Here is a 24,270-nt window from a genome sequence, read left to right as displayed (position 1 = left end):
TTCTACCTAATCCTTAGCTGGATGAAGAATAAACTTGCCTTTAAAGTCTTTGCAAACTCCATTTTCTTTGCTGTAAATTTCTTCACCGCGAAGCAAAGTTCTTACCACCTGGCAGCCAATAGTGCGACCAACGTACGGGCTGAACTTATTGCGATACTCAAGATCCTCAGCTTTAAGAACATAAGGAGCATTTGGTTTAATGAATGCCAAGTCTGCGTCATAACCCAAACGTATGCTTCCTTTTCCTTTCAAATCGAAGCGTTTTGCAGAATTGCTAGAATTCAATGCCACAAATTGAGTTAACGACATTCCGCGCTTTTGCACAGCCTCATCAAAGAACACATCAACATCGTTTTGAACGCTACCAATACCACCCCAAGCTGTGAAAGCATCATCAGTTTGCTTCAAACTCAAAGGAGCTGGCGAATGGTCGGAAACAATGAAGTTAATAGAACCGTCAAAAACCTTTTCCCATAAGCCATTCTGGTTTTCCTTGTCACGAATTGGCGGAGTGCACTTAGCGATATTTCCAATCTCGTCAAGTTCAGAAGTATCGAAATACAGGTAATGGTTGCAAGTTTCGCAGCTTACGTCAACGCCATTCTTACGAGCGTTAGCAACAGCTTGAGCACCTTCTGGTGAAGAAACATGAACAATATGAATTCTGCATCCAGTTTCTTTAGCAAAAAGGCAAGCGCGTTCAATAGCTTCAACTTCAGTGAAAACAGGTCTGGTTGCTACGAACTCAGAAAGCTTTCTAGCTCCCATTTGATGAGCTTTCTTTCCAAGCTGATCTGTAATAGGAGCATTTTCGCAGTGCATAATCAAAATTTTGCCTGTTTTAGCAATCTGCTGCATACCTGTGTACAAGGAGTAATCGTCGCAATTATATAAATCAACTTGCAAATCCTTGTCTCCTGTAGTGCCAAGGAAGGCCTTGTAATTAACAACACCCTGCTTATCTTGCTCGCATATTCCGCCATTGAGGTTTTGTGGTTCCAAGCCACCAGTTTGACCAACATCAACCTTGAGTTTTCCGTCGGCTTCTTCAAGCACTGCTTCAAATGACTTTCCATCAGTGGTAGCAGGAATTTGATTGCAAGGCATTTGCAGCATTGTAGTAATACCGCCTTTTGCGCCGGCAGAAGTTGCTGTTACAAAACCTTCCCAATCATCGCGAACGCCTCCGCCTGGAGCGTTAATATGAACATGAGAATCAACTTTTCCAGGAATAACTATTAAACCAGTTGCGTCAATAGTTTTTTCTGCTGCAAAGTTGCTTCCAAAAGCGGCAAACTTGCCATCTTTAATTGCTATATCTGCTTTAGTTGCTTCATTATCGAATACAACCAAACCATTTGTGATTACTACATCGTAGTTCATATTATTTCCTTTCTTTAGCCATTGTTGACTGAAAAATTTTTGATAGTAATATTTGACACACGAATCCTACAGCGCATCCCACAATCCATGAGATTTGCGTAAGTGGTGAAAGTATAGGAATTATCTGCCCGGAAAGAGCAAATAAAAGACCAAGTATCGTAGCAGTATAGGATATCCAATTAGTTCCAGAATAAGCAGATTTTGACGGGCTATTTGTATCGTAATAAATTTGATCAAGATCAATATGAGTGTGCTTTACTACGTAATAGTCAGCAAGTAGAACACCTACAATAGGACCTAAAAGCATACCAATAAGATTTAAGAATCCTGTAATATTAGCCATAAACTTCCACGGCATTAGCACAGTGCTTACAAGAGCTGCAATAACTACGCCACGTTTATAATTTACAAATCGCGGAGCTAAAGCAGTTAGCTGGTATGCTGCAGGAACAATATTGCCAGTAGCATTTGTGCAAACTGTAGTAAGTAGAAGTAAACCAGTAGCTATTACAATTGCGGGAAGACTATCCCACTTGTTTATGATAACAAGAACATCTGTAATAGTTTCATGGTAAAAAAGCGATCCACCCACTAAAATAACTACGCTTGTAAAAGCAAAAAGCGCGTAGCTCAGCAAAAAGCTAGCAATTTGACCTTTCAGTTGAGCCATAGTTGACATTGCGTTCTGCGTAAAATCAGCAATAGAAACGGCAGGAGCGGCCCACACGCCCAATACAGAATTTACAACCATCATCATGAAAAGCCCAAGACCGTAATTAGTTGGCGCTTGAACAGTGGCATGATATTGCATGATTGCAGATAATCCACCAGCACAGCTAATAGCCCATACGCTCATGCAACCAAAAACAACGTAAATAAGTGGGCTTAATACTACAGTTAGCTTATTAAGAGTATTTCCTCCGCCTAAACCAATAGCCAAGTTAAGCAACCAAAATATTGCGAAGCAAATAATAATAGGTATGTGCGAACCTACGAATGGTATTTCGTTTCCAAGCGTAAGAAACTCAGGACAAATTTTGCCAACTAGAATCTCTAAAGCTTTCGCACCTATATATGTTTGAATTCCATACCAGCATATTGCAGCAACTACTCCCCTGAGGAATCCTGGTAGTTGAGCGCCTGCTTTTCCGTATGTTGCGCGCAAATGCATTGAAAACGGTATGCCGTATTTGGAACCTACAACACCGTTAGCAACCATGACAATTGCTGTAAGAATTGCGCCAAGCATGATACCAATCATTACGTAAATTGGAGAGTATCCCATTAAAAGGAACGCGCCAACTGCAGCATAATTAGGAATATTGTGTACAGACTGCATCCACAAAGTGCAGAAATTAAGAGCGCTCATTGTGCGTTTTTCTTGCGGCTTTGGCAGTAAATCTTCGTTAGTGTAGCCGCGCTCGCGGTAACATTCCAAGTTTTTGTTATCTACTGGCTCATCTTGTAGCAGTTTACTAATTTGCATGCGCACCTCCTTACTTTTCTTGTTTGTAAATTTGATTCTTTTTTGAGTTTTGTGTTTTGAGTTTTGTGTTTTGAGTTTTTTGAAAGTAATAATCGCAACTTTGCTCAAAAATAAAAAAGATACGAAAGGATGTCGTACCCGTGGTGGTGCGCCCCTTCGTATCAGCCTCTTATTCGTGAATAAGCGTTGTACTCTCATTCGATATTCACTTTTCTTCGCTGCGATTAATTAAGCAGTGAAGTTTGCATCGTATATGCCTTTTGCGTCCTTCCTAGATTTCTATTTCTTTGGTTTTCGTTATCTTTTTAGTTGGTTTTTTAGTTAGTCCTCATAAGCCAAACTATGCAGAGCATCTCGTAAAAGCTTGACTCCGTGAACAGCGTCTTGTGGATCTGTGTACTCTTCTGGAGCGTGACTAATACCATCTTTTGAAGGAACGAAAATCATTCCGGATTTTACAAACGGAGCAAAAATTTGCGTATCTTGACCAGCACCTGAATGCATGACTCTGTATGCATAACCTTGCTTATTAGCTTGATCTTTCAAAAGATTAATAATATCGTCGCTAAGTGGTGTAGGGTCGTCAGACATCCACTTATAAATCTGCGCTGTAATGCCATAAGACTTAGCGGTTTCGTGAATATCCTCGTCGAGTTCCTGCAAGAATTTATCAAGAAAAACTTTATCTGTATGACGGCAGTTCATTGAAAAAGTAACTTCTCCAGGAACAATATTTACTTGATTTGGAACTACGCTTATTCTACCGAAAGTAAGTACCAGTGGGTCGCCTGCTTGCTTGGCTTTGTCAAGATTCTTGGCGATTATATGAGACATGCAATCTACTGCATCGTGCCTGTAGGACATCATTGTTGTGCCAGCGTGATTTTGTACGCCTTTAAGATGAATATCCCAACGGTGCTGACCGGCAATGCTAGTGATAATACCTAAATCTTCGTGATTGCTGTAAAGCGTTGGTCCCTGCTCAATGTGTAGCTCAATCCAGGCTTCAAGATTTGCGAACTTAGGTTGAGTTGTTTGATAATTGAACCCAGCTTCACGCATTGCTGTTTCGAAAGGAACACCTTCACTGTCGCAAATATTTTCTACGTCCTCTTTTTTGGCTAGTCCGAAGAAATTCTTTGAACCCCAGAATACGTATGGGAAACGTGAGCCTTCCTCTTCTGCTAAGCAGATAATGCGAAGACTTTTCTTTGGCTTTCCATATCTAGTAAGTAAATTCTTAATTGCTAAATAGGCTGCAACTATTCCAAGTTGGCCGTCGAAACGGCCTCCTCTTGACACTGTGTCAATATGCGAGCCACAAGCTATTATGCTTTCTGGCTTTTCAGATCCTTCAATAGTTGCAATTAGGTTTCCAACTCGGTCGAATTCTACAGTCATACCGAGTTTTTCAAATCGTTGACGAAGAGAAAAAAGAGCCTGTTTCCAAGATTTTGTGTAAAGAGGTCGAGTAACTCCTTGTTCTCCTGGTTTTTCTGTGAATCCTGCAAGCCAGCTTATGGCTGATTCTATAGTTTCAGCACTTATGCTGCTGTCAATCATGTGCAGTATTCCTCCTCACTTGTGCAAGTTTTCCCAAAAGTGATATTCAGGCGGATATTTTTTGGTTTTGGTGTTTGGTGTTTGGTTTTTAGTTTTTTTAATCTTTTTTAATTGTTTAGTTGATACTCGTGTAATTGCTACTACTTTGTGGCAACGCAAGATATCACGAAAATCGTGATAGAAAGAAATCACTTACTGTAATTGCTCCCTACGCATGTCTTAACAAAACAGGTTCAAAGGGTGTTTCTCAACTGTTTCCAGTACCCCTGCAATTTTCACTTGTACTCGGATGAGTATAGCACGATATTAAATGAACTCAAAATTAACATTAGTATGTGTGTTTCTGTGAAGAAATGATTGGTTGTTTTTATTTTGCTAATTGACTGCTATGAAATATTGCTTCCACTTAGGGCTACATTTGTGTTCGCATGCAAAAAATTTTCATATGAAAGTTAGGAAATAAAAAAATAGCCAGATAACAAAAAACGCAGCGATTTTACACTGCGAACATATTGTGGGTGATATAGGAATCGAACCTATGACCCCTTCCGTGTGAAGGAAGTGCGCTAGCCGCTGCGCCAATCACCCAAAATTTTTTTAATTATGCGTGAAAGGCATTCCTTTCGAGTGGGCGATACAAGGTTCGAACTTGTGACCCCTTCCGTGTCAGGGAAGTGCGCTACCACTGCGCCAACCGCCCGGTTGTGATGCTAGAAACTAAGTCTCTAACTTCGAGGTGGGTACGAGAGTCGAACTCATCTATACGGCTTTGCAGGCCGCTGCCTAACCGCTTGGCTAACCCACCGTAAGGTCGAATAACTCATCGGACCTAGAGCGGACAACGGGACTCGAACCCGCGCTCTCAACCTTGGCAAGGTCGCGCTTTACCAACTAAGCTATGTCCGCGATGCATTCTTACTGACAATGTCAGCGCCGAAGCACGAGTAACTACTATACCCGAAATATTTACAAATGCAAGCTTTGTGTTTTTTGGCGTGTCGTTTTGTGTTGCTTGCGCGCGTTGGTTGGATGTTTGTTAGTAAATAAGATTATATATGATACAGTGGTAGAACAAGTGGATTGGGAGTACTCGGTCGGCGAAAGCTCTAGGCGTTATACCTAGAGCTTTTTGCTTTTCTCATTCTCGCGCAATCAATTATCAAAATTATTGCGTTAAGGAAATAGTTTTGATATGTGTCTTATTTTCCACAACTGGAAACGCGGTATTGACAGCATACTTTTATTTAATTGCTTACCACCCTTTTGCAAGGTGGTTAAAATCTGATAATTGCTAATTTAATATAAAATTTATTTATTCATCTGGTGAATGAACTTTACGTGGAACTCCTAAATCGTCGGCTATATCGTCATAGTCATCACCACATTCATAAGGATCTAGCAAATTATAAGCTTCGATTAGCAACTCTTTAGTCGCACTCTTGTGCATCCATGCTTCTACTAAATAATAATCAATTGCAATAGACGGTTCGCCTGCTCGAATAGCACTATTGGCTGCTTCTTTAAAACGTTCGTCCATAGTAGGTTCTGCATAGGGACGGAGCTTCTCAGCCATATCATAACAAAGTTTCATCATATCCATTAGCTTTTCACACCTCTCTTATCTTCCACATCATTATATGCAGTAACAATACGCTAACCTTTTTCTTTTTGATAAATGCACTTCTAGGATAGCATCAGCGTATGCGGGAAAGACAGTGAGCCAAGGTGAAAAACGGCACCATACTCAAGCGATAATAACGAGTGAGAACATAGCAGATACTATTGCGTCTAATTTCATAATGAGCCTGCAGTATAGTGGATAGCGAGTCCTGGACACTTCGGCTGTTCGGGACTCTTTATTTACTTATTGCGCTTCAAGGATTACCACTGCCGTATTATGGAAAGACTTATATGATAGAATCGAAGTGAAAGCTAGGGCTCCTCTTACCCTTTAATCTCGTAATGAGTTGGTTTGAGGGTATGACTAGCTTTTCGTATATTCCAACTGTTTTACAGTCTTTAATATTCACATGTTATAAGCCGAAAGTAAAGGAGCCCACGCAACGCCTAAGGTGAGTAAATCTACCGACGGAATGAAGCCGACTTTCAGCTAAATATATCAAATATTTAGAACACATTGATTATTCACACAACAAATACAATATTCAATCTTCAGAACTAACAAAATTAGATTAATTTCATTGTTTATTTTCAGAAAATAAGATAGATTTGGCATTTTTATATATCTTTCAAAACAAATGGTTCTTTGTATTTAATTTTGGCGTAGTAATGTTATTAGGAAAAATTTTGGCATTTTTTATTTCAAGATTTTGTCTATAAAGTTTAGCAAATGCTTCAGTTATTGCACTAAATGATTTATTATCCAAATGAATCATATCGCTTATTGAAGCGGAAATATTTTTTACAGCTTCTTTATATAATGAATTTGAAATTTCATTCAAAGCGGGCGAAAGAGCTTTAGTAATATACTCACCGATTCCACTTGTTTGAATGATTCTAGTATACGAAGATAAAACATTTTCTAAATCTGTAACGCTCAAATGCTTTCTGTTCTCAAAATCAGCAACGGCAATATCTAACTTCTTTATATATTGCTTAAGTATATTTCTATATTTGCAAAATTCAATATCAGAAATTTCTTTGCTGTGCACTACATTGTTTCTTATTTTTCTAATTTCATCAAGACTATTTCTAGTTAAATCTATATTTCTTTTACTAAAAAGTCTTTCCCATAATGATATCTTTTCACCCTTATTTAATATATTAATAATATTATTTGAAGATTCCTGCTCTTTCAAAGCTAATTGCGCTTCTTGCACTACATTATATGGATCACTGTCAGACCATTCATCAAATAAATAACTAATATAATTTTGAAAAGTAAAATGGTCTAAAGCCTTCTCAATATGGCGATTTTTATTTCTTTCATTCTTATCAATATCATTCTTAATTTCTTCGTCGACTAAAGTTTTTTTAGTCCATTCTGTACCGTATGCGCTTAACACAGTAAGATATACAAATTGTCTTAATTTTCTTTCAAATGTGAATATATACTTAGACAGGTTATTGCAGTAATATTCTGAAGCTCCATCAAAAATGACAACAACGTTATATTCGCGTCTTAAATCATTTTTTATAAAAGCACGCTTCAAAGATTCGATTGAAATTGCTTGTTTTCTTGTAGTTCTCTTATCGATAGTTAAAATTTTTAACCTAATTCCTTTGCCTATTTTCTGAATACTATAATTAAATTCTTGATTATCGTTGTGTAAGCATAATGTTTTTTCTTTAAAAGAAATCAGGTCTGCGAAATTTTCCTTAAATGAATCAATATCATTTTCGCTATCCTTATTTTTTAACATAAATACAAGGTCAATAAACATAAGTACTTCGATTCAAATTTTGCTTTTCCATTTGTTATACAATTTACTTCTAACAACACGTATATTGGGATTAATACCTTTTGCAAAATACGCTAATTCTTGATAATCAAATTCTTCCATCATTGGGCCGCATATCAATTCCATGTCGTCAAAATATTTATCATCAATGTTAAAGTCTACATAATGAACGATGGGTTGATTATTTGATAATAAATCATTAACAATTTCTTGACCAACATTAGCACTATATTTCTTATCGCTAAAAAATTTTATTTGATTAAATGGAATATATGTTACTGAGTATCTCCATTCTTTTTGGAATTTCCACTCAGTACTTTTGTATTTCCCTAACACATTCGTATCAAAACAAAAAAATTCACCATCCTGTCTCAAACATTTAGGATATATAAGTGATTCATCATCTGTATATGTTACTTTTGCATTTAAACGCTGGGTAAGAATGTCTCTATCTTTGTCACTTATAATAAATTGTGGAATTAGTATAAATCTATTTTGAAATGAGTATTGCGCAGGTATTATAAAAGTTTCATCCGTTGACTTTTCCGATGGTTGATCTTCTTTATTAATGCAATGCTCAACGTAATCATCATAATTATTTTTAAAAGGAAAACTTCTTAATTTTATGCAAACGCCTCTGCTAGAATCTCCATACATAGACCATTGTGGTATGCTGTCTCTATTCTCACTCCAGCAGCTTGAAAAAATAAATTTCCCCAAATTACGACCTTCACCAGTAATTGCTTCAGTTTTATCATCCATACATTCAAGTGAAGTTAGTCGCAAAGTCTTATTCATTAAAATTAACTTTGCTGATTTCAAACTAGTGTAATGATATAAATATTCTGGTATCCCTTCAACTATTTGCATAATCAACTTCCTTATCTTTTCCTATATTTCTCTTAGCACAGCAAAATCTCTTTTTTACCATTTATTTTATTATCGAGTAGAGTCCATTTTTTAGATACATTTCAACATTTTTCAATCACTTCGGTTCTGCAAGACATGCGGTATTTGACTGTCAAACTAAACAATAAGCACATAGCTAATCCGTGATTCAGTAGGGATTAAGAAAACCGACTGAAAGCCTTTAAGCGGGAACATAAGAAAGCCTACCTAGTGCGCATTGCATGAAGTAGGCTTTCCTTGTTTTTGGTAATTACAGTGGTATTTGCCAAGCCACATTACTTTCAGGCGTTTTATCTAAAAGTTATTCGAATGGGGCTTGCTATACTCCAAATACTGAGCAATATATACAAGCAATGCTTAAGGAAGCGTATTAGCTTGGCGAGAACAGTAATTTCAAATAATCTATTAATATCCTCTAATAGCAGAAATGATTGAGTTTGTTCCCCAATCAGTAATCACATCTGCAGCATTTTTTACAACACTTGAAGTTCTTTCAGCAGCATATGGTTCAACAGCTATAATCTTTTTCCCATTTCTTGTGCTAGCTCAATTTCAATGTTAATCCATTTACTGTATGTAGAATAAATACCGGATAATATGAGAACACAGCTAGCATGTTGCATCTGATTTTTAATTGCTTCCTTTAACTGATAATCATATCTTGCGTTATGAATAGGAGCATCCTTTGGAACGGACTAATTTTTGTAATCAAAATTTGGACTACTGTCCAATAGTTTCACTAATCCTTCGTAAGCATCTGAATAAGCCCAAGTTGGAGCGATGAGAAGACGCATACAAAAAGAGCTGGCACTTTGTGAAGTACCAGCTCTTAAGGCATGAAAATAGCCATAGGAAGATAGAGGTACTTCACATAGCACCCCACGGAAATAGACCCGTGAAGCTCTATGCTGTATCCCATCGCCCTATAGCTAATCAGGCTTTGATTTATGTTTCTGTTGCAGCGGATTGTTAAATCAGCCGCAACGATTGTTTAAATTTTTAAACGGTTACTTTCAGTTCTTCTTTGTTTGTGCGAGAGCACTACCAGCTACAGATTTAGCTGTCTTGCTATATCGTCCGTCACGCATCACCTTGCTAGCCTTGGAAGCTACAAGCTTCGAGGTCTGCTTAGTATTTTTATGCATTTTCATCACCTCCTTTTCGCATCGTCTTTTTACGAAACGAAAGGTTCTCTTTTAAGAGCAATTCGTGTATAATAAAGATGTGCTTTATGCACGAATACAGCTCTCCGTTTCGTTAATTAAATTATCTAAAATCTGATTTCGATTGGCTTTAGCGGAGACTTGTTGGAGTCTTGTTGCAGACTTTCAAATTTTGCGTACGGAAGGAGGAAAGATATGACTCAGCTTTGTTTTGGAACATTTGCAGCTACGATGCAACGTGCTCTAAAAGAACAGCTTTCTTGGTGGAATAACCATGTTGGTACTACGTTAACGCCTACAAATAAAACGATTCCTACGCAAAGTATGGCTGGGCAGCATTACACAGTATTAAGATTGTTATCCTGGTTAATTGATAGGGATGATATTACTGATCGCAAAGGTAAAGTTCTCTTCATCGATGATAGTGTTGCCAGTAAGCTTATAAATCAAACGGTCGAAGTGAATGCGGTAATAGTGAAACGAATCCAAGAAGGCGATTTAGACGATGCTGCGCTTGCTGAATTTAAAGATATAGAAAAAGAACTCATAGAATATAAAGTCAATGACCTCCTCCAAGAAATGCATGACCTTATTCAAGATGATCCCGAGGTTTCTGCGGCACAAAAGAATGAATTGCTTTTACTATGCAAAAAAGAAACTCTAGCTCAATTCCTTTCAAACACATTTCTATATGCGTGCTGTTTGAAAAATAAGCTAAGGTCTGTTGATTTAGATTCTAATGATGGATGGCTCATTCACATTTCAGATAACACTTGCCCTATTTGCCATACCAATAATTTAACGATTGGTTATGGAACAAGTACTACTGCTCTCTATGATCCTGTTGAGTTTTCTGAAACACCCGATTCTAATGAAATGGAACGAATACTGATTTGTGTCACTTGCTATCGAAAAGAAAACTATAAAAAAGGAAAAGGTGGTTCAGAGCCGGAAAGCTGGGAAAAGCTGAGAAAAATTTATAAAGACTACATGTTGAAGCAAGAAATCGAACAGGTTTTTGAAAATAATAATCTCGCTTCTCAAATAAAAGATGTTCTTAATGAGCTCGTAGAAAAACCGAAGGATGAGACATTAAAGAAGAATAGACCTGAAAACTGGAGTCCGAAGAAGGTTACGCAAAAAATCAAAAAAGAAGAATGGGTGCTGGCAGACTCAATTAAATCATTAGCTGACGCGTACTACTTTTATGTACGATCTGTTTTTGAAAGTCTTGATAATGGCTCTACTAAACGCTTTAGCAAAATTTGTGATCAAGTATCTTCTTGTTACAAAGAAGTGGCTGAAAAAACTGACGATCAGCGGCAAATTTTTTACGGTATTAAAAACTGGATTGCAAGGCACGCTGGAGTACCTGAAAATTCGCAGGAAGCTTTAGTTATTACAGCATTCTTTGTACAGAACTGTGAGGTGTTTGGTGAAGTATCCGAGTAAGGCTGTTCCTTTTGAAAAATCCACTTTTTCATATTTCGTACCAGTACTAACGGCTTTAAGTGGTCATCAATACACTCCGTTGAGTCTTTACACAAAAATTCCTCTAAATAAACGACCATCCACAGATGAGTATATTGACACACTTATTTGCTTATATGCTTTAGGAAAGATTAAATTAGACGAAAAACTGGGGGTTTTGTATCGTGTTAACTGAATTATATTGTGACAAATTTAAGGAAAGCGCTCCACAGCCGATTAGATTTAATAGTGGCCTTAACGTTGTGCTCGGCACTGAAGGTGCTACAAACTCTATCGGCAAAAGCACATTCCTAATGATTCTAGATTTCGTTTTTGGTGGAGATGACTACTTAAACCTTTCCAAAGACGTTAAAACCCATATAGGCGATCATAGTTTCAGTTTCGCTTTTAACTTCAACGGTAAAAAGCACTACTACATTCGTGGAACAAAAGATCATAATGAGGTATTAGGCTGCAATGAAAATTATCAACCGTTGAACTCTATGTCAATCAGAGACTATCGCGAAATGCTATCCCACGCATACGAAATAGACTCAATAGGAATTAGCTGGCGTGACGCAGTAAGCCCAACATTTAGAATCTGGCAAAGAGATAACGACAAGCCCACACTTCCGCTGTCAAGACATAGGACAGACACTCATCGCAGCGGCATTGTTAGACTGCTAGCTCTTTTTGATATGTTAATTCCTGTAAAAAATGCGTTAGAAAACGAAGAAAACGCTAGAAATGCGCTCGCTGCAGCCAAAACAGCATCTTCTGTTTATCAGTTGAATATTGCTTCTAGTAAGAATGATTTTGAAAACAACGCTAAAAAAATCCAGGAATTAGAAGAACAACTAAAAGAGGTTCAGAATTCTTTTGGAGAAAAGTTACCATCAGAATTAACCGAGGAACAAGCAAAAATTGTCGCTGAGTTAAAACGAGAACAAACACCTATATACAGGCAACGAACCATTTTAACTAATCGGTTAAACGCTCTCATTAATAATCATGCTATTGGAAGTGAACGTTTTAATAAAGCAGACTTTGAACAATTAAAAGAGTTTGTACCTGAATTGGACATTGATTATCTTACTAAAATTGAAGGTTTTCATGCGGGCATTAAGAAACTGCTCACTAAGCAAGTAACTGATGAGATCAAAGCTACTAGAGAAAAATTGAGAATCGTTAACGTCAGGCTCAACCACCTAGATGAGCAAATAATTAATATCACTACTGCTCCTAGCATTACGGCAGCAACTGCTCAAACATATCATGAGTTAAAAGCTGAAATTTCAAGTCTTCAGAATGCGAACAAAAACTATTTGGTAAAGGAAGAAAATAGGGAAACTCTCAAAAAGACTCAAGGTATCGTAGAAGAAACCACAAAAAATCTTCTTAATCAAATAGAAAAGTCAATTAATAATTACTTGAAAAAGGTTGATGAAAGTTTTACTGATGAGAAAAGGAATCCTCCAAAACTTAGTCTGAAAAATATTGATTCGTATAGTTATGCGATTGCTGATGATACTGGTACTGGTTCAGGTTATAGAAGTCTTTTAAGTTTCGATCTTGCGTTGTTAGAGCATTCAAAACTGCCTGTTATAATGGAGGACTCTTTCCTGTTTAAGCAAATAGAAACAGAAGCAGTAAATCGAATACTCGCACACTATAACGCGATTAAAAATAAGCAAATCTTCATCGCGCTTGATGAAATTGACAAATACAACGGTAATGCAAAAGAGATTATAAAAAACAGCAGATGCCTACGCCTTGACAGTAACGAAGAAGCATTATTTGGAAAAGAGTGGGGAAAGAAATAATATGACAAACACTAACAAAAAACAGTTACAGATTGAACTTGATTACACGCATTTGTGGAAGCTGCTTATTGATAGGCAGAAAAAGAAAGAGGACTTAAAACGTGATGCTGGAATATCATCAGCTTCCATAGCTAGAATTAGCAAAGGTGAAAACGTGAATACAGAGACACTACTACGCATCTGTCAATACTTGGAATGCGACATCAAAGACATTTGCGAAGTAAAACAGGTAAAGAACAATGAGGTGAAGTGATGAAGAACATTTTTGACACGGTAGCAGACTTACTACTTACAAACGATAAATACAAAGCCGAAGATGGTAAGCTTCTTAAAGCTGCTGTGTACAGTGATGTTATGGCAATGAGTGAGAATTTGCTCACCCTTCTCCTCTCAAACGAAGACGTAAAAGAAACCTTCTTCAAAAACGTTCAAGGCACACTCGTTTTCGATAAGCAAAAGTTTGCTTGGTTCATGGAATCAAAGGAATTCTTGCCTGACTCTTACACGGCTTACACAAACAAAATTGGGCTTACGCATAACGGTAATTTTATCTCGCAAACAAACGATGTTGTGCTCGACTTCCCTTACAAGGATTGCGTGCTGGAAGGCGGTCAAGATAAAGACGACCAAAAACGAAGCGAGATTTTCTACAACGAAACAATAGCGAGTGACGAGATTTCGCGCATGCTTGCACCTAAAGTATTCACGAATGCAAAACGTTACACCTCCGTTGGTGAAAAAGATTTAACTGGAGAACTAGACCCTAATACAATTCACGTTGAAGAAGAAACAGGTATCACGCTTAACGATGATGATAATTTAATTATCAAAGGAAACAACCTTATTGCATTAGCAAGCCTGCTTAAACGCTACGAAGGCAAAGTAAAATGCATATATATTGATCCACCTTATAACACTGGCAATGACAGCTTTAACTACAACGACTCGTTCAACCATTCCACATGGCTAACATTTATGAAAAATAGGCTGGAACTTGCGAGAAGACTACTAAGAGAAGATGGTACAATTTGGATATCTTGTGACGATCATGAAAGCCATTATCTTAAGGTTTTAATAGATGACATATTTAATCGTGATAACTTTGTTAACACTGTAATTTGGGAAAAAAAATATGCTCCTCAAAATGATGCAAAATGGCTTTCTGATAATCATGACTTTATTTTGCTCTACGCAAAGAATAAAGACATTTGGCGTCCAAATTTGTTACATAGAAATGCAGAGATGGATGTGCGTTATAAAAACCCTGATAATGATCCGCGAGGAGATTGGCAATCTGACAACTTGTCAGTTAAAACCTATTCAGCAAATTCTGACTATCCGATTATTACACCATCAGGAAGAGTGGTTAATCCGCCTAAAGGAAGAAGCTGGGTATTAAGCAAAGAGCGTTTTGCAGAATTTGTCGCAGATAACCGCATCTGGTTCGGTAAAGACGGCAACAATACGCCACGTATTAAGCGCTTTTTATCTGAGGTCAAACAAGGTATGACTTCAATGACAATATGGAAATACACCGAGGTTGGTCATAACCAAGATGCTATGAAAGAAGTTAAAGCTATTAATTCTATTTCAGTGTTTGGAACTCCAAAGCCCGAACGTTTAATTGAGCGAATCTTAACTCTTGGTACCAACGAAGGAGACCTCGTCCTTGACTTCCATCTTGGCTCTGGCACCACTGCTGCGGTTTCTCATAAAATGGGCCGCCGATATATTGGTGTTGAACAAATGGATTACATTCAAGACATAACTGTTGAACGTTTGAAGAAAGTTCTTGAAGGCGAACAAGGCGGTATTTCTAAAGTTCAAAACTGGCATGGTGGCGGCTCTTTCGTTTATTGCGAGCTTAAAGAAGACGCGAACACGCTTATTACCACTATTCAAAATGCGACTGAAGATACTATTGAAAGCGTAAAAGCTACTATTTACGCAGATGAGCGTATTGTGCCTTATCTTACCAAGCAGGAACTCGCGGATGCAGATAAAGACTTTGAGAACCTAACGTTAGAAGAAAAGAAACAGGCACTCATCAAGCTTGTAGATAAGAACAAGCTGTACGTTAATGCTTCAGATATGGATGATGAAAGTTATCAAATCAGTGATGCCGATAAAGCCTTTACGAAGTCTTTCTATGAGGAGGCTTGATCCATGGCTGAATCATTCTTATACGAAAAACTTGATACGCTTAAAGAGATTAATGAGCTTGCGCCTATGCCAGATATTATTGAGCATAGTTTATCTCAAAATATTGTTTTGCGAGAGTATCAAAAAGAGGCTTTCCAATATTTCGTTACCTATTTTGAAAAAGATGGTTTGCGTAAGAATAAGCAGATTCATACTCTTTTTCACATGGCAACAGGCTCTGGTAAAACGGTGATGATGGCAGGGCTTATCCTCTATCTTTACACAAAAGGTTATCGTAAGTTTCTTTTCTTTGTGAATCAAACGAATATTTTGAAAAAGACGGAAGAAAACTTTTTGAACGCGCTTTCATCGAAGTATCTTTTTGCTGATAATCTTTCCTATCTTGGTATGAAGATTAAAGTGAAAAAAGTAGACCGGTTTAGTGATACGGTTCTAGATGATGATATTGAGCTGCTGTTTACTACCACTCAAAAGCTACATACGGATATGTGGTTTGCTAAAGAAAACGCGCCAACATATACTGATTTTGAGAATGATAAAATCGTTTTTATTTCGGACGAAAGCCATCATATTAATTCTTATACGAAGAAAAAGACTAGTACTGAAGAAGATGCTGAGAAAAGCTGGGAATACACAGTTAATAATGCTTTTACTTCTAATAAAGACAGTGTTCTACTGGAATTTACAGCTACAGCTGATCTTAAAGATAAAAACGTGCTTGCAAAATATGCTGATAAAATCGTATACAATTATCCACTGGAGCGATTCCGTGAAAGTGGTTACACTAAAGACTTCCAGAATTTTGCGACTGATACGAATCTCTGGGATCGTACACTTATAGCTCTTATCTTAAGTGAATATCGTCGTTATCTTTTTGCGGACTTAAAACTGAATATTAAACCAGTTATTATGCTTAAGTCGCAAAAGATTAAAGAGTCTGAAGCTTTCCATGACGAGTTTTTCAAAAAATTAGAGGAACTTACAAGCTATGAGATTATGGCTTTACGCAGTGCTAACATTCCGCTTCTTTCTAAGGCTATAGCTTATTTTGAAGAAAAAGATGACACTCTCGAAAACTTGGAGCATAGCCTTAAGAACTCTTTTGCTGAAGATAACACAATCATCATGAACGGATCTTCAGACGATAACGATGCTAACCAAATTAAAGTGAACTCACTCGAAGACAAGGATAATCACATCCGCCTTATTTTTGCTGTTGACATGCTCAATGAAGGCTGGGATGTTCTAAATCTCTTCGATATTGTGCGCTTGTATGATAGTAGACAAGGCAGTGGTAAAGCAGATCAGATTGGCTCCTATACGATTAAAGAGGCTCAACTGATTGGTCGTGGAGCACGCTACTGTCCATTCGTATATGAAGGCGACAAAGACCTTAAATATAAGCGTAAGTTTGATGGTGATCTTACGAACGATTATCGTATTCTGGAAACAATGCTTTTCCATAGTCTGAACGATTCAAGCTACATTGCTGAGCTAAAACAGGCACTTATTGCAACTGGTTTACAAGCAGAAAACCCGATTACTCGTGAATATACGCTTAAAGAAGATTTTAAGACTTCTGAATTTTACCAAAGATCATACGTCTACTCTAATGAACGCTTGCCTCGAGGTCGTGCGAATATCACAACTATTGAAGATAGCTTGAAAACAAAAATATACCGTTACTCGCAAAAATCTGTATACGGGAAAGTAGTAAACCTTTTTGGTGAAACTGAGAATGTTAATAATTTAATTGCAAAACCAGTATCGAAATCTTTTAAGGATATTGATTATAATATTTTATCTGGCGCAGCATCCTGCTACCCAGAACTCTGCTTTAATGTTATAAAAGATAAATATCCTAATGTTACTTCATTAAAAGAGTTTTTAACCTCGGATAATTATCTTGGAAACTCTATTTTAGAGATTACGCAAACTCAAGATAGTATAAGCGGTAAAGATTTATTTGAAGCTTGTAAGAAAGCTTTTTCGCAAATCGCATCATATATTGCGACTATTAAACAAGAGTTTGTTGGAAGTACTGTGTTTAAGCCGCACATGCTTAAAAATGTTTTACATGACAAAAAGATATCGCTTAATTCAATTACTGAAGACGGTGGTCATGGTGACTCGCAAAACAACTGCGCTAACGCTGATTATCGCATGAATCTTGTAGATGAACCTTGGTACGTTTTTACAGACAATTATGGTACGAGCGAAGAAAAACTGTTAGTAAAATATTTTAAGTCAACTATTGAGCCAAAGCTTAAAGCAAAAGGACTTGAATACTATCTTATTAGGAATGAGAGAATCCCTGAGCTTGCCATTTATTCGTTTGATTCAGGCGAACGTTTTGAGCCTGATTTCTTGCTCTTTATTCGTGAGAAAGAGTATGAGGATGTTAAAACATATCAAGCATATGTTGAGCCTAAAGGTAGTCAACTTTTATTTGAAGATGAGTGGAAAGAAAAATTCTTAGGGCAGATTGAGAACAACTACAAGATTAACGATATTTTAGGAAGAGGATACAAGATTATAGGTCTTCCATTCTTTAATCAAGAAAACAGAATGTCTGAATTCGACAAAGCACTAAACGATTTAGTGTCAAAATTATAGTGAGGTAATAGTAGTGATAGAAAATACTTATCCAGTTGCTCTTTCTCGCTTAGGTGATCAAGATGATACGGAAGAAAAACAAGCTGAGAGAGCAATCACTTGGCTACGCAAACAATCTGGTGGCAATATTACTGTAATAACGCCTAGCAAACGTTTGGACAATGAATCTATAAAACGCTTCGTCCAAAATGTAAATGTTAATTACTACTCGTGGCGAGAAAATGACGGTCAATACCTTACTGGTCGTGTATTATATGCATTTCCAAATCGTGAAAGACTAAGTAATTTATGGAACTCTCAGTTAGATGCCTTAGCAGTTATTGAATGTGGTGAAGATAAAGATTGGATGACGATAGCTAAACCTATCATTCTTCTACCCAACAAAATAGTTGAACCAACATCTACCGATGATTTTGAACTCGGTAAATTACCGAATGGAATTAGTGACATCTTATCTTATCTCGCTGGTATGGCTGATGGATATTCTCAAGGTATGAAATGGAACGAAGTTGAACAACTGAAATCTGACCTTATGGAATGTCCTGCACGATGGGAGGCGGTTACTACTGAACAAATCAAACAGGAATGTTTGCATCTTGGAATGAAATTAACTGACATAGATAAAATAACTGAGTTAGTTGCACGTAGGCAACATGGAAACACTTTCAATCTTTCCAAGAGCAGCTATAAAGGTTTTAAGTTTAAGCCGAACATGTGAATAAAAAGAATCCCACCGCAACATTCTTAATCAACACTTCCCCACATAAACAGGTGGGTGCAAAGTGGCGAATCGACTTGCATGGGCGCTTTGACAGAGCTTGAAATTGCATAACGCATTTCAAGCTCCTTCAAAGCGTGATTTGGCTCAAATGTAAAGTCCAGTGGACTTTACATGCCAAATCAGCCGAACGGCTACTAATAGCCGTGCGCGACGACCTGCCTTTTCGCTTAGAGCGTAGCGCGAAAAGGTAATTCGGAGCGCTGAGCCACTCAAGGAAGAAGCACTGCTTCTGCGTGGCGAAGACGTGAGCGCAGCTAACCTGCGTGTGAGTCGACGATTTCGAGCTGCATAATGCGCGCGAATGCACTTCGATTCGCTGAGCTTGCTCAAAGTTGAAAGCACAGTGTGCTTTCAACGCAAGCGAAGTACGTTAACATCCTGTGCACTCGACCCTAGAGCGTTGACATGTTCCCTCAAACAGCCAAAACACGTTCAAAAACCGCGAGAACCCAGCTTAAAGCCGCGCTTCGCATTAAACCTTTTAACGATAGCCTTCACTAAGTACGCAAAATAGCCTAATACGAATATTCAATCACATCTTTCTAACTTTCAAGCGTGCGTAGTAAAATTGTAAAAATAAATTTTACTTTAAAGTAAAAATGCAGAGAAGGGGAATGCACGTAATGTCTTATAAAACAGTTGATTCTTTAATGCGACATCTTAGGGATAGTGGCGTAATGATTTCTGGTACTGCGCAAAAAAGACAACTAATAAATACTGGCTATTTTCATGGATATAAAGGTTATCGTTTTTTTAGCGATACACAAAGTAGGCATCAAATACCATTTTCTTCATATAACGAAGTGTATGCAACGATAAAATATGATTCAGAGTTGAAGTCACTTTTCTATGGAAAAATTATGTTCATAGAAACAGCTGTAAAAAATATAGCAATGGAGTGCATACTTAGGAAAAGTCGTTCGGAAAGTATCCAAGCTATGCTGACCAAATCAGTTAGTGGCGCAAATAATTCTCCAAAAAATTTTACCAATGATCAAAAAAGAAAAGCTCAACAAAAGAAATTAGATTTACAAAATTCTATCCAACGTAATCTTGCGCGTGCATATAAGAATAAAGATCCCAAAATTACGCATTTTTATGATAAATATGCAGATGTTCCAATCTGGGCATTATTCGAAATAACAATGCTTGGAGATTTCGGAAATATTCTGTCGTGTCTTACATATGAGGTTAGAGAAGATATTTCTAAGAAAATTGGATTGAACTTGTCATCTGATACAAATCGTGAGCTTGTTTATAAATATATTTATCTGTTAAAAGATTTAAGGAATGCAATTGCTCATAATTCTGCTATTTTCGATACGCGTTTTAAAAAAGCGAAACCGTCTCGTCCTATGACAGCTTGTTTGATTAATGAGATTCATTTACCCTATGTTAATTTCAATAGTATTGGTGATTACATTGTTCTTGTGTCGTATTTTCTAAAAATTCTTCATGTTTCTAAAATAGAAATAAAGTCTTTTATTAATGAATATGAAAAAATAACTTCAGATTATATAAATTCTGTTTCCAAAAGTAATGTAAACGTTGTAAAAGCGGTTATTAAGAAAGATTGGAAGAAAAGGATGACAAAGTTAAAAGATTATATTTGATAATTAGCTTTTTACGCACTATAAGTTACAATGAAAATGTAATTGCGGTGTGCGTTTGCGGACACACACCTGTGGGAGCTGACATAGTTTCGGCTCCCTCTTTTTTATTTTGAGCCGTTGAATAGGAATAGCGTGTTATAGCCCCAAAAGTGGTGTTATAGATTAAGGGTTATAGATCCAAGGTGCGTAAAGCTAAGCTGATGAATATAGCGCACTAACGTAGTGCACTACTGCTGAGCACGCATATAGTTGCACCCACAATGGAAAAAGCATGTAAAAAGTCAAGTAAAATCTGCAAATTGCTCAATATTTGTAAGAATTATATATTCTATAGGAGAATAAAAATACGAAGGATAAAATCATTGTCGTTCAAAAACGAATTCGCCGACAGTATCCTTTTTACCTGGATCTATGCTTACTGTTATGAAGTTCCCTTTTTTGTTGTCGTGCGTATCTGAGAAAACACCAGAAGAAGTATATTTAGAAGAATCCGCAGTAAATGTAATTACAGAATCACTGAGCTTCCAACTTCCAGAAAATGTGCCGTCATTATTCGTATATGTGTATGTACCGTCATCTTTTATTTTTAAAATACGCTCAGGATTTGCATAGTCGTGATCTGGATTATAGTTATACCAAGTTCCTGCAACTTTCGATGAACTACCACAACCTGCTAATGAAACGCAAAAACTCAGCAATAGCATCATAATTAAAGCCGAGGATGAGAATTTGCAAATTACTTTTTTCATATTCATGCCCTCCTAAGTGTTATTTATATAATATGTATTCATTTACTAGTCGTCAATAATTACACTCAAGTACTATAGGAACACAGCTTAAAGTCGCAGCGCGCTAAATCTTTTAACGATAGCCTTCGTTGAACAACGCTAAATCAAGGGGAAAAGCGCAAATTACACTCGCAAATCTTCTTTAGCAGACTTGTATGATCCAATGTGCATGCCTCAAGATTTGCGCAAAGTTCACGAGGAGCTCGCGACGAGTTAGATATGACTAAAATTGAGATATAAAAACCAGGGTTAATTCACAAAAACCAATATAAAATCACAGTATAAAATCACAGTATAAAAACCAATAGAAAAGCCCGACGGGTTTGCGCGCCGGGCTTTTAGTGTGTGCATGTTTAGCTATTGCGTAGCTTTACTTATTCTTTGCTGTTATCTTCTTTATCTGCGCTATCCTCAGATTTATTATCTTCTGATTTACTATCTTCAGTAGCTTCAGACGAATCCAGCGAAGACGAATCCGAAGACTCCAACGAAGAAGAATCCAGCGAAGAAGAACCCGACGAATCCGACGAAGAATCAACAGCTTCAGACGAATCAGCTCCATTAGTATCCTTAGCTGGATTACTAGCTACAGCTGTATCGATTGTCTCGAACTTTTCGCCTTTAATAGTGAATTCCCCTAGCAATCCTTCGCCTTCAGAATCAACTACTATGCGCTCTCCGTCAACAAGATTTCCGCGCAGAATCTGCTCAGAGATTGAATCCTCAATATCGCGCTGTATAACTCTACGCAAAGGACGAGCTCCAAGAAGTGGATCAAATCCCTTTTGAGTAAGTAAAGTCTTAGCGTTATCAGTGAGCTCAATAGACATGTGATGATCGAATAATCTATCGTTAAGGCTTTCCAAATCTAAGTCAACAATCTTACGAACTTCAGATTCAGTAAGCTGCCTGAAAACAATAGTGTCATCAAGTCTGTTAAGAAACTCTGGACGGAAATGCTTCTTTAATTCGGAATTAACCTGAAGCTTCATGCGCTGATACGTAGAATCGTCATTATTACTTAATGTGAATCCAGTAGTAGCAGCTTTAGCTATATCTCTAGTTCCAAGATTAGTTGTCAAGATAATAATAGTATTCTTGAAATCAACCTTACGGCCCTGTCCATCGGTCAAATGACCATCATCAAGCACTTGTAAAAGTGTATTGAAGATATCTGGATGAGCCTTTTCGATTTCATCGAATAATACAACAGAGAATGGCTTTCTGCGAACTTTCTCAGTTAATTCGCCGCCTTCTTCATATCCAACGTATCCTGGAGGAGCACCGAAAAGACGTGAAGCAGCATACTTTTCAGCAAATTCAGACATGTCAACGCGAATTAAAGCATTTTCGTCATCGAACAAGAATTGGGCTAAAGTCTTAGCAAGTTCTGTTTTACCAACCCCAGTAGGGCCAGCGAAGATAAACGAACCAGCAGGACGATTTGGATCCTTCAAACCTACTCGAGCACGGCGAATAGAACGAGATAGAGCTGAAACAGCCTCATCTTGTCCAATAATACGCTTATGGAGTTCTGATTCCATGTTGAGAAGCTTTTTAGACTCAGCTTGAGTGAGCTTAACAACAGGAATGCCAGTTGTGCTTGAGACAACAGATGCTATAACATCTTCATCCACAACCATATTCACGTTTGATTCGCCTTCGCGCCAAGCTTTTTCTTTAGTTTTGCGATCTTCTTCTAACTTTTCTTGTTCATCTCGCAAATCAGCAGCGTTCTCAAAATCTTGATTCTTAATAGCTTCATCTTTCTTCGCAGAAAGTTTAGCAATCTTATTATCAAGTTCTTTCAGCTCAGGCGGTTCAGTTAAACGCTTAATGCGTAAACGTGCTCCAGCTTCATCTATAAGATCAATAGCCTTATCTGGTAAATGACGATCTTGAATATATCGCGCAGACATTTCAGCTGCAGCCTGCAAAGCATCATCTGTAATAGTTACATGATGGTGATTTTCATAACGCTCGCGCAGACCTTTAAGAATCTCAATCGCTTCAGCAATAGTAGGCTCATGAACCTGAATTGGCTGGAAACGACGCTCTAAAGCAGCATCTTTTTCAATGTATTTGCGATATTCCTCAGTTGTAGTAGCGCCAATCGTTTGTAGTTCTCCACGCGCAAGCATTGGCTTTAACATATCAGAAGCGCCTAAAGCACCATCTGCAGATCCTGCGCCAACAATAGTGTGAATCTCATCTATGAAAAGAACGATGTCTCCCCTAGTTTTGATTTCTTTAAGTACTTTCTTTAAGCGTTCCTCGAAATCACCGCGATATCTGGAACCTGCAATCATGGAGCCTAAGTCGAGAGAATATACTTGCTTATTTTTTAATGTTTCAGGAACATCGCCCGCAACGATTTTTTGAGCTAATCCTTCAACTACAGCTGTTTTGCCTACGCCTGGGTCTCCTATAAGAACAGGATTGTTTTTTGTTCTACGAGAAAGAACCACCATAACTCGTTCTATTTCACGCGAACGACCAATAACAGGATCAAGCCTACCTTCAGAAGCTTCAACAGTGAGATTTCTTCCAAACTGGTCAAGAAGAGCAGAACCAGTTTGATTTGTTTTATCTTGTACCCCACCTGCATTAGCTAAATCATTCTTACCACTTTCAGATGGTATTCCTGAATTTCCGCGAATCAAATCCATTGTTGTTCCGCGAAGGTCATTAAGATCAACTTCCATTTTGATAAGAACTTGTGTTCCTATGCCTTCGCCTTCGCGAATAAGTCCAAGCAAAATATGCTCAGTGCCAATATAGCTATGACCTAATTGCAATGCTTCGCGTAAGCTCAGCTCTAATACTTGCTTAGCATGCGGTGTAAAAGGTATATGGCCATTAGGAGACACAGTCCCCTTGCCAATCATTTCCTCAACTTGTTTACGTGTGCCATCAAGTTCTACACCTTTTGCACTTAACGCTTTAGCTGCTATTCCTTCGCCTTCGCGAATAAGTCCAAGCAAAATATGCTCAGTGCCAATGTAATTATGCTGAAGTGAGCGAGCTTCCTCTTGCGCTAACACAATTACGCGTCTAGCGCGGTCAGTGAAACGTTCAAACATAATTGCC

Annotated in this window: 18 protein-coding genes, 4 tRNA genes, 1 pseudogene and 1 riboswitch; of the genes and pseudogenes, 9 read left to right on the top strand and 14 right to left on the bottom strand. The window is 37.6% G+C overall.

All coding sequences use genetic code 11. The annotated features are described in order from the left end of the window. Positions 1 to 6: 6 nt before the first annotated feature. The 12 genes from allB to BFS05_RS06945 all read right to left on the bottom strand — a co-directional run bounded on the left by allB (position 7) and on the right by BFS05_RS06945 (position 9,908). Complete coding sequence (gene allB / locus BFS05_RS01210; RefSeq protein WP_103084237.1) at positions 7 to 1,383, bottom strand: allantoinase AllB; 1,377 nt, start codon at positions 1,381 to 1,383, stop codon at positions 7 to 9. 1 nt (position 1,384) lies between these two features. Then, positions 1,385 to 2,869, bottom strand: coding sequence for an allantoin permease (allW, locus tag BFS05_RS01205; protein ID WP_103084236.1), 1,485 nt, complete (start codon positions 2,867 to 2,869; stop codon positions 1,385 to 1,387). 321 nt (positions 2,870 to 3,190) lie between these two features. Beyond that, the gene (locus BFS05_RS01200; RefSeq protein WP_103084235.1) at positions 3,191 to 4,432 is read right to left on the bottom strand and encodes a hydantoinase/carbamoylase family amidase; all 1,242 of its coding nucleotides are present in this window, start codon (positions 4,430 to 4,432) and stop codon (positions 3,191 to 3,193) included. A gap of 188 nt (positions 4,433 to 4,620) precedes the next feature. Beyond that, positions 4,621 to 4,710: riboswitch (TPP riboswitch) on the bottom strand. 237 nt (positions 4,711 to 4,947) lie between these two features. Continuing rightward, positions 4,948 to 5,020: transfer RNA gene (locus tag BFS05_RS01195), tRNA-Val, on the bottom strand. A 40-nt stretch (positions 5,021 to 5,060) separates the two neighbouring features. Next, a tRNA-Val gene (locus BFS05_RS01190) sits at positions 5,061 to 5,132 on the bottom strand. Between the two features lie 34 nt (positions 5,133 to 5,166). Next, positions 5,167 to 5,237, bottom strand: a tRNA-Cys gene (locus BFS05_RS01185). 28 nt (positions 5,238 to 5,265) lie between these two features. Beyond that, positions 5,266 to 5,338: transfer RNA gene (locus tag BFS05_RS01180), tRNA-Gly, on the bottom strand. A 406-nt stretch (positions 5,339 to 5,744) separates the two neighbouring features. Then, a complete protein-coding gene (locus BFS05_RS06755; protein WP_180978549.1) occupies positions 5,745 to 6,032 on the bottom strand; it encodes a hypothetical protein in 288 nt (95 codons plus the stop codon). Between the two features lie 649 nt (positions 6,033 to 6,681). Continuing rightward, complete coding sequence (locus BFS05_RS01170) at positions 6,682 to 7,836, bottom strand: hypothetical protein (protein ID WP_103084234.1); 1,155 nt, start codon at positions 7,834 to 7,836, stop codon at positions 6,682 to 6,684. 12 nt (positions 7,837 to 7,848) lie between these two features. Further along, positions 7,849 to 8,724, bottom strand: a complete 876-nt coding sequence (locus BFS05_RS01165) for a DUF2971 domain-containing protein (RefSeq protein ID WP_103084233.1) — start codon at positions 8,722 to 8,724, stop codon at positions 7,849 to 7,851. A 554-nt stretch (positions 8,725 to 9,278) separates the two neighbouring features. After that, complete coding sequence (locus tag BFS05_RS07120; protein ID WP_219726411.1) at positions 9,279 to 9,437, bottom strand: TIR domain-containing protein; 159 nt, start codon at positions 9,435 to 9,437, stop codon at positions 9,279 to 9,281. Between the two features lie 339 nt (positions 9,438 to 9,776). After that, entirely contained in the window at positions 9,777 to 9,908 is a 132-nt protein-coding gene (locus tag BFS05_RS06945; RefSeq protein ID WP_258004169.1) for a hypothetical protein, read from the bottom strand. Positions 9,909 to 10,121: 213 nt separating this feature from the next. Here BFS05_RS06945 and BFS05_RS01155 point away from each other — a divergent pair, with 213 nt between their 5' ends. The 8 genes from BFS05_RS01155 (at position 10,122) to BFS05_RS01115 (ending at position 20,392) form a co-directional block, all read left to right on the top strand. Continuing rightward, on the top strand, positions 10,122 to 11,378 hold the full coding sequence (locus BFS05_RS01155) for an ABC-three component system protein (protein ID WP_103084232.1): 1,257 nt from the start codon (positions 10,122 to 10,124) through the stop codon (positions 11,376 to 11,378). Next, entirely contained in the window at positions 11,350 to 11,592 is a 243-nt protein-coding gene (locus BFS05_RS07115) for an ABC-three component system middle component 7 (RefSeq protein ID WP_374703747.1), read from the top strand. Before BFS05_RS01155 ends, BFS05_RS07115 begins: the two co-directional genes overlap by 29 nt. Further along, positions 11,582 to 13,219, top strand: a complete 1,638-nt coding sequence (locus tag BFS05_RS01145; RefSeq protein ID WP_103084231.1) for a DUF2326 domain-containing protein — start codon at positions 11,582 to 11,584, stop codon at positions 13,217 to 13,219. The genes BFS05_RS07115 and BFS05_RS01145 overlap by 11 nt, the downstream gene beginning before the upstream one ends. Before the next feature lies 1 nt (position 13,220). Then, positions 13,221 to 13,472: a helix-turn-helix domain-containing protein gene (locus BFS05_RS01140; protein ID WP_102990835.1), complete on the top strand. Its 252-nt coding sequence runs from the start codon at positions 13,221 to 13,223 to the stop codon at positions 13,470 to 13,472. Further along, positions 13,472 to 15,382 (top strand): DNA methyltransferase, encoded by a 1,911-nt coding sequence (locus BFS05_RS01135; RefSeq protein WP_103084230.1) that lies wholly within the window; start codon positions 13,472 to 13,474, stop codon positions 15,380 to 15,382. The genes BFS05_RS01140 and BFS05_RS01135 overlap by 1 nt, the downstream gene beginning before the upstream one ends. A 3-nt stretch (positions 15,383 to 15,385) precedes the next feature. Further along, the gene (locus BFS05_RS01130) at positions 15,386 to 17,998 is read left to right on the top strand and encodes a DEAD/DEAH box helicase family protein (protein WP_103084229.1); all 2,613 of its coding nucleotides are present in this window, start codon (positions 15,386 to 15,388) and stop codon (positions 17,996 to 17,998) included. A gap of 13 nt (positions 17,999 to 18,011) precedes the next feature. Continuing rightward, positions 18,012 to 18,716 (top strand): hypothetical protein, encoded by a 705-nt coding sequence (locus tag BFS05_RS06905; protein WP_219726408.1) that lies wholly within the window; start codon positions 18,012 to 18,014, stop codon positions 18,714 to 18,716. 686 nt (positions 18,717 to 19,402) lie between these two features. Next, complete coding sequence (locus BFS05_RS01115) at positions 19,403 to 20,392, top strand: Abi family protein (RefSeq protein ID WP_103084228.1); 990 nt, start codon at positions 19,403 to 19,405, stop codon at positions 20,390 to 20,392. Between the two features lie 359 nt (positions 20,393 to 20,751). Here BFS05_RS01115 and BFS05_RS01110 read toward each other — a convergent pair whose 3' ends face one another. After that, positions 20,752 to 21,141, bottom strand: a complete 390-nt coding sequence (locus BFS05_RS01110) for a lipocalin-like domain-containing protein (RefSeq protein ID WP_103084227.1) — start codon at positions 21,139 to 21,141, stop codon at positions 20,752 to 20,754. A 142-nt stretch (positions 21,142 to 21,283) separates the two neighbouring features. On the opposite strand from BFS05_RS01110, the gene BFS05_RS07110 reads away from it, so the two are divergent. Beyond that, complete coding sequence (locus BFS05_RS07110; RefSeq protein WP_374703754.1) at positions 21,284 to 21,397, top strand: type IIL restriction-modification enzyme MmeI; 114 nt, start codon at positions 21,284 to 21,286, stop codon at positions 21,395 to 21,397. Positions 21,398 to 21,707: 310 nt separating this feature from the next. Here BFS05_RS07110 and BFS05_RS01105 read toward each other — a convergent pair. Continuing rightward, positions 21,708 to 24,263, bottom strand: a pseudogene (locus BFS05_RS01105) (ATP-dependent Clp protease ATP-binding subunit); the annotation flags it as partial. Between the last annotated feature and the right edge of the window lie 7 nt (positions 24,264 to 24,270).

This window comes from Gardnerella coleohominis (assembly GCF_002896555.1).
In the GTDB taxonomy this organism is placed as follows: domain Bacteria; phylum Actinomycetota; class Actinomycetes; order Actinomycetales; family Bifidobacteriaceae; genus Bifidobacterium; species Bifidobacterium vaginale_F.
Note: the sequence above shows the minus strand (reverse complement) of the source record. Positions and strands in the feature narration are given on the sequence as shown.

Coding starts and splice junctions, on each gene's coding strand:
- BFS05_RS06755 (WP_180978549.1), bottom strand. CDS start 6,032: ATGGATATGATGAAACTTTGTTATGATATGGCTGAGAAGCTCCGTCCC.
- BFS05_RS01130 (WP_103084229.1), top strand. CDS start 15,386: ATGGCTGAATCATTCTTATACGAAAAACTTGATACGCTTAAAGAGATT.
- allB (WP_103084237.1), bottom strand. CDS start 1,383: ATGAACTACGATGTAGTAATCACAAATGGTTTGGTTGTATTCGATAAT.
- BFS05_RS01155 (WP_103084232.1), top strand. CDS start 10,122: ATGACTCAGCTTTGTTTTGGAACATTTGCAGCTACGATGCAACGTGCT.
- BFS05_RS01135 (WP_103084230.1), top strand. CDS start 13,472: ATGAAGAACATTTTTGACACGGTAGCAGACTTACTACTTACAAACGAT.
- BFS05_RS01165 (WP_103084233.1), bottom strand. CDS start 8,724: ATGCAAATAGTTGAAGGGATACCAGAATATTTATATCATTACACTAGT.
- allW (WP_103084236.1), bottom strand. CDS start 2,869: ATGCAAATTAGTAAACTGCTACAAGATGAGCCAGTAGATAACAAAAAC.
- BFS05_RS01200 (WP_103084235.1), bottom strand. CDS start 4,432: ATGATTGACAGCAGCATAAGTGCTGAAACTATAGAATCAGCCATAAGC.
- BFS05_RS01170 (WP_103084234.1), bottom strand. CDS start 7,836: ATGTTTATTGACCTTGTATTTATGTTAAAAAATAAGGATAGCGAAAAT.
- BFS05_RS01140 (WP_102990835.1), top strand. CDS start 13,221: ATGACAAACACTAACAAAAAACAGTTACAGATTGAACTTGATTACACG.
- BFS05_RS06945 (WP_258004169.1), bottom strand. CDS start 9,908: ATGCATAAAAATACTAAGCAGACCTCGAAGCTTGTAGCTTCCAAGGCT.
- BFS05_RS01115 (WP_103084228.1), top strand. CDS start 19,403: ATGTCTTATAAAACAGTTGATTCTTTAATGCGACATCTTAGGGATAGT.
- BFS05_RS01110 (WP_103084227.1), bottom strand. CDS start 21,141: ATGAAAAAAGTAATTTGCAAATTCTCATCCTCGGCTTTAATTATGATG.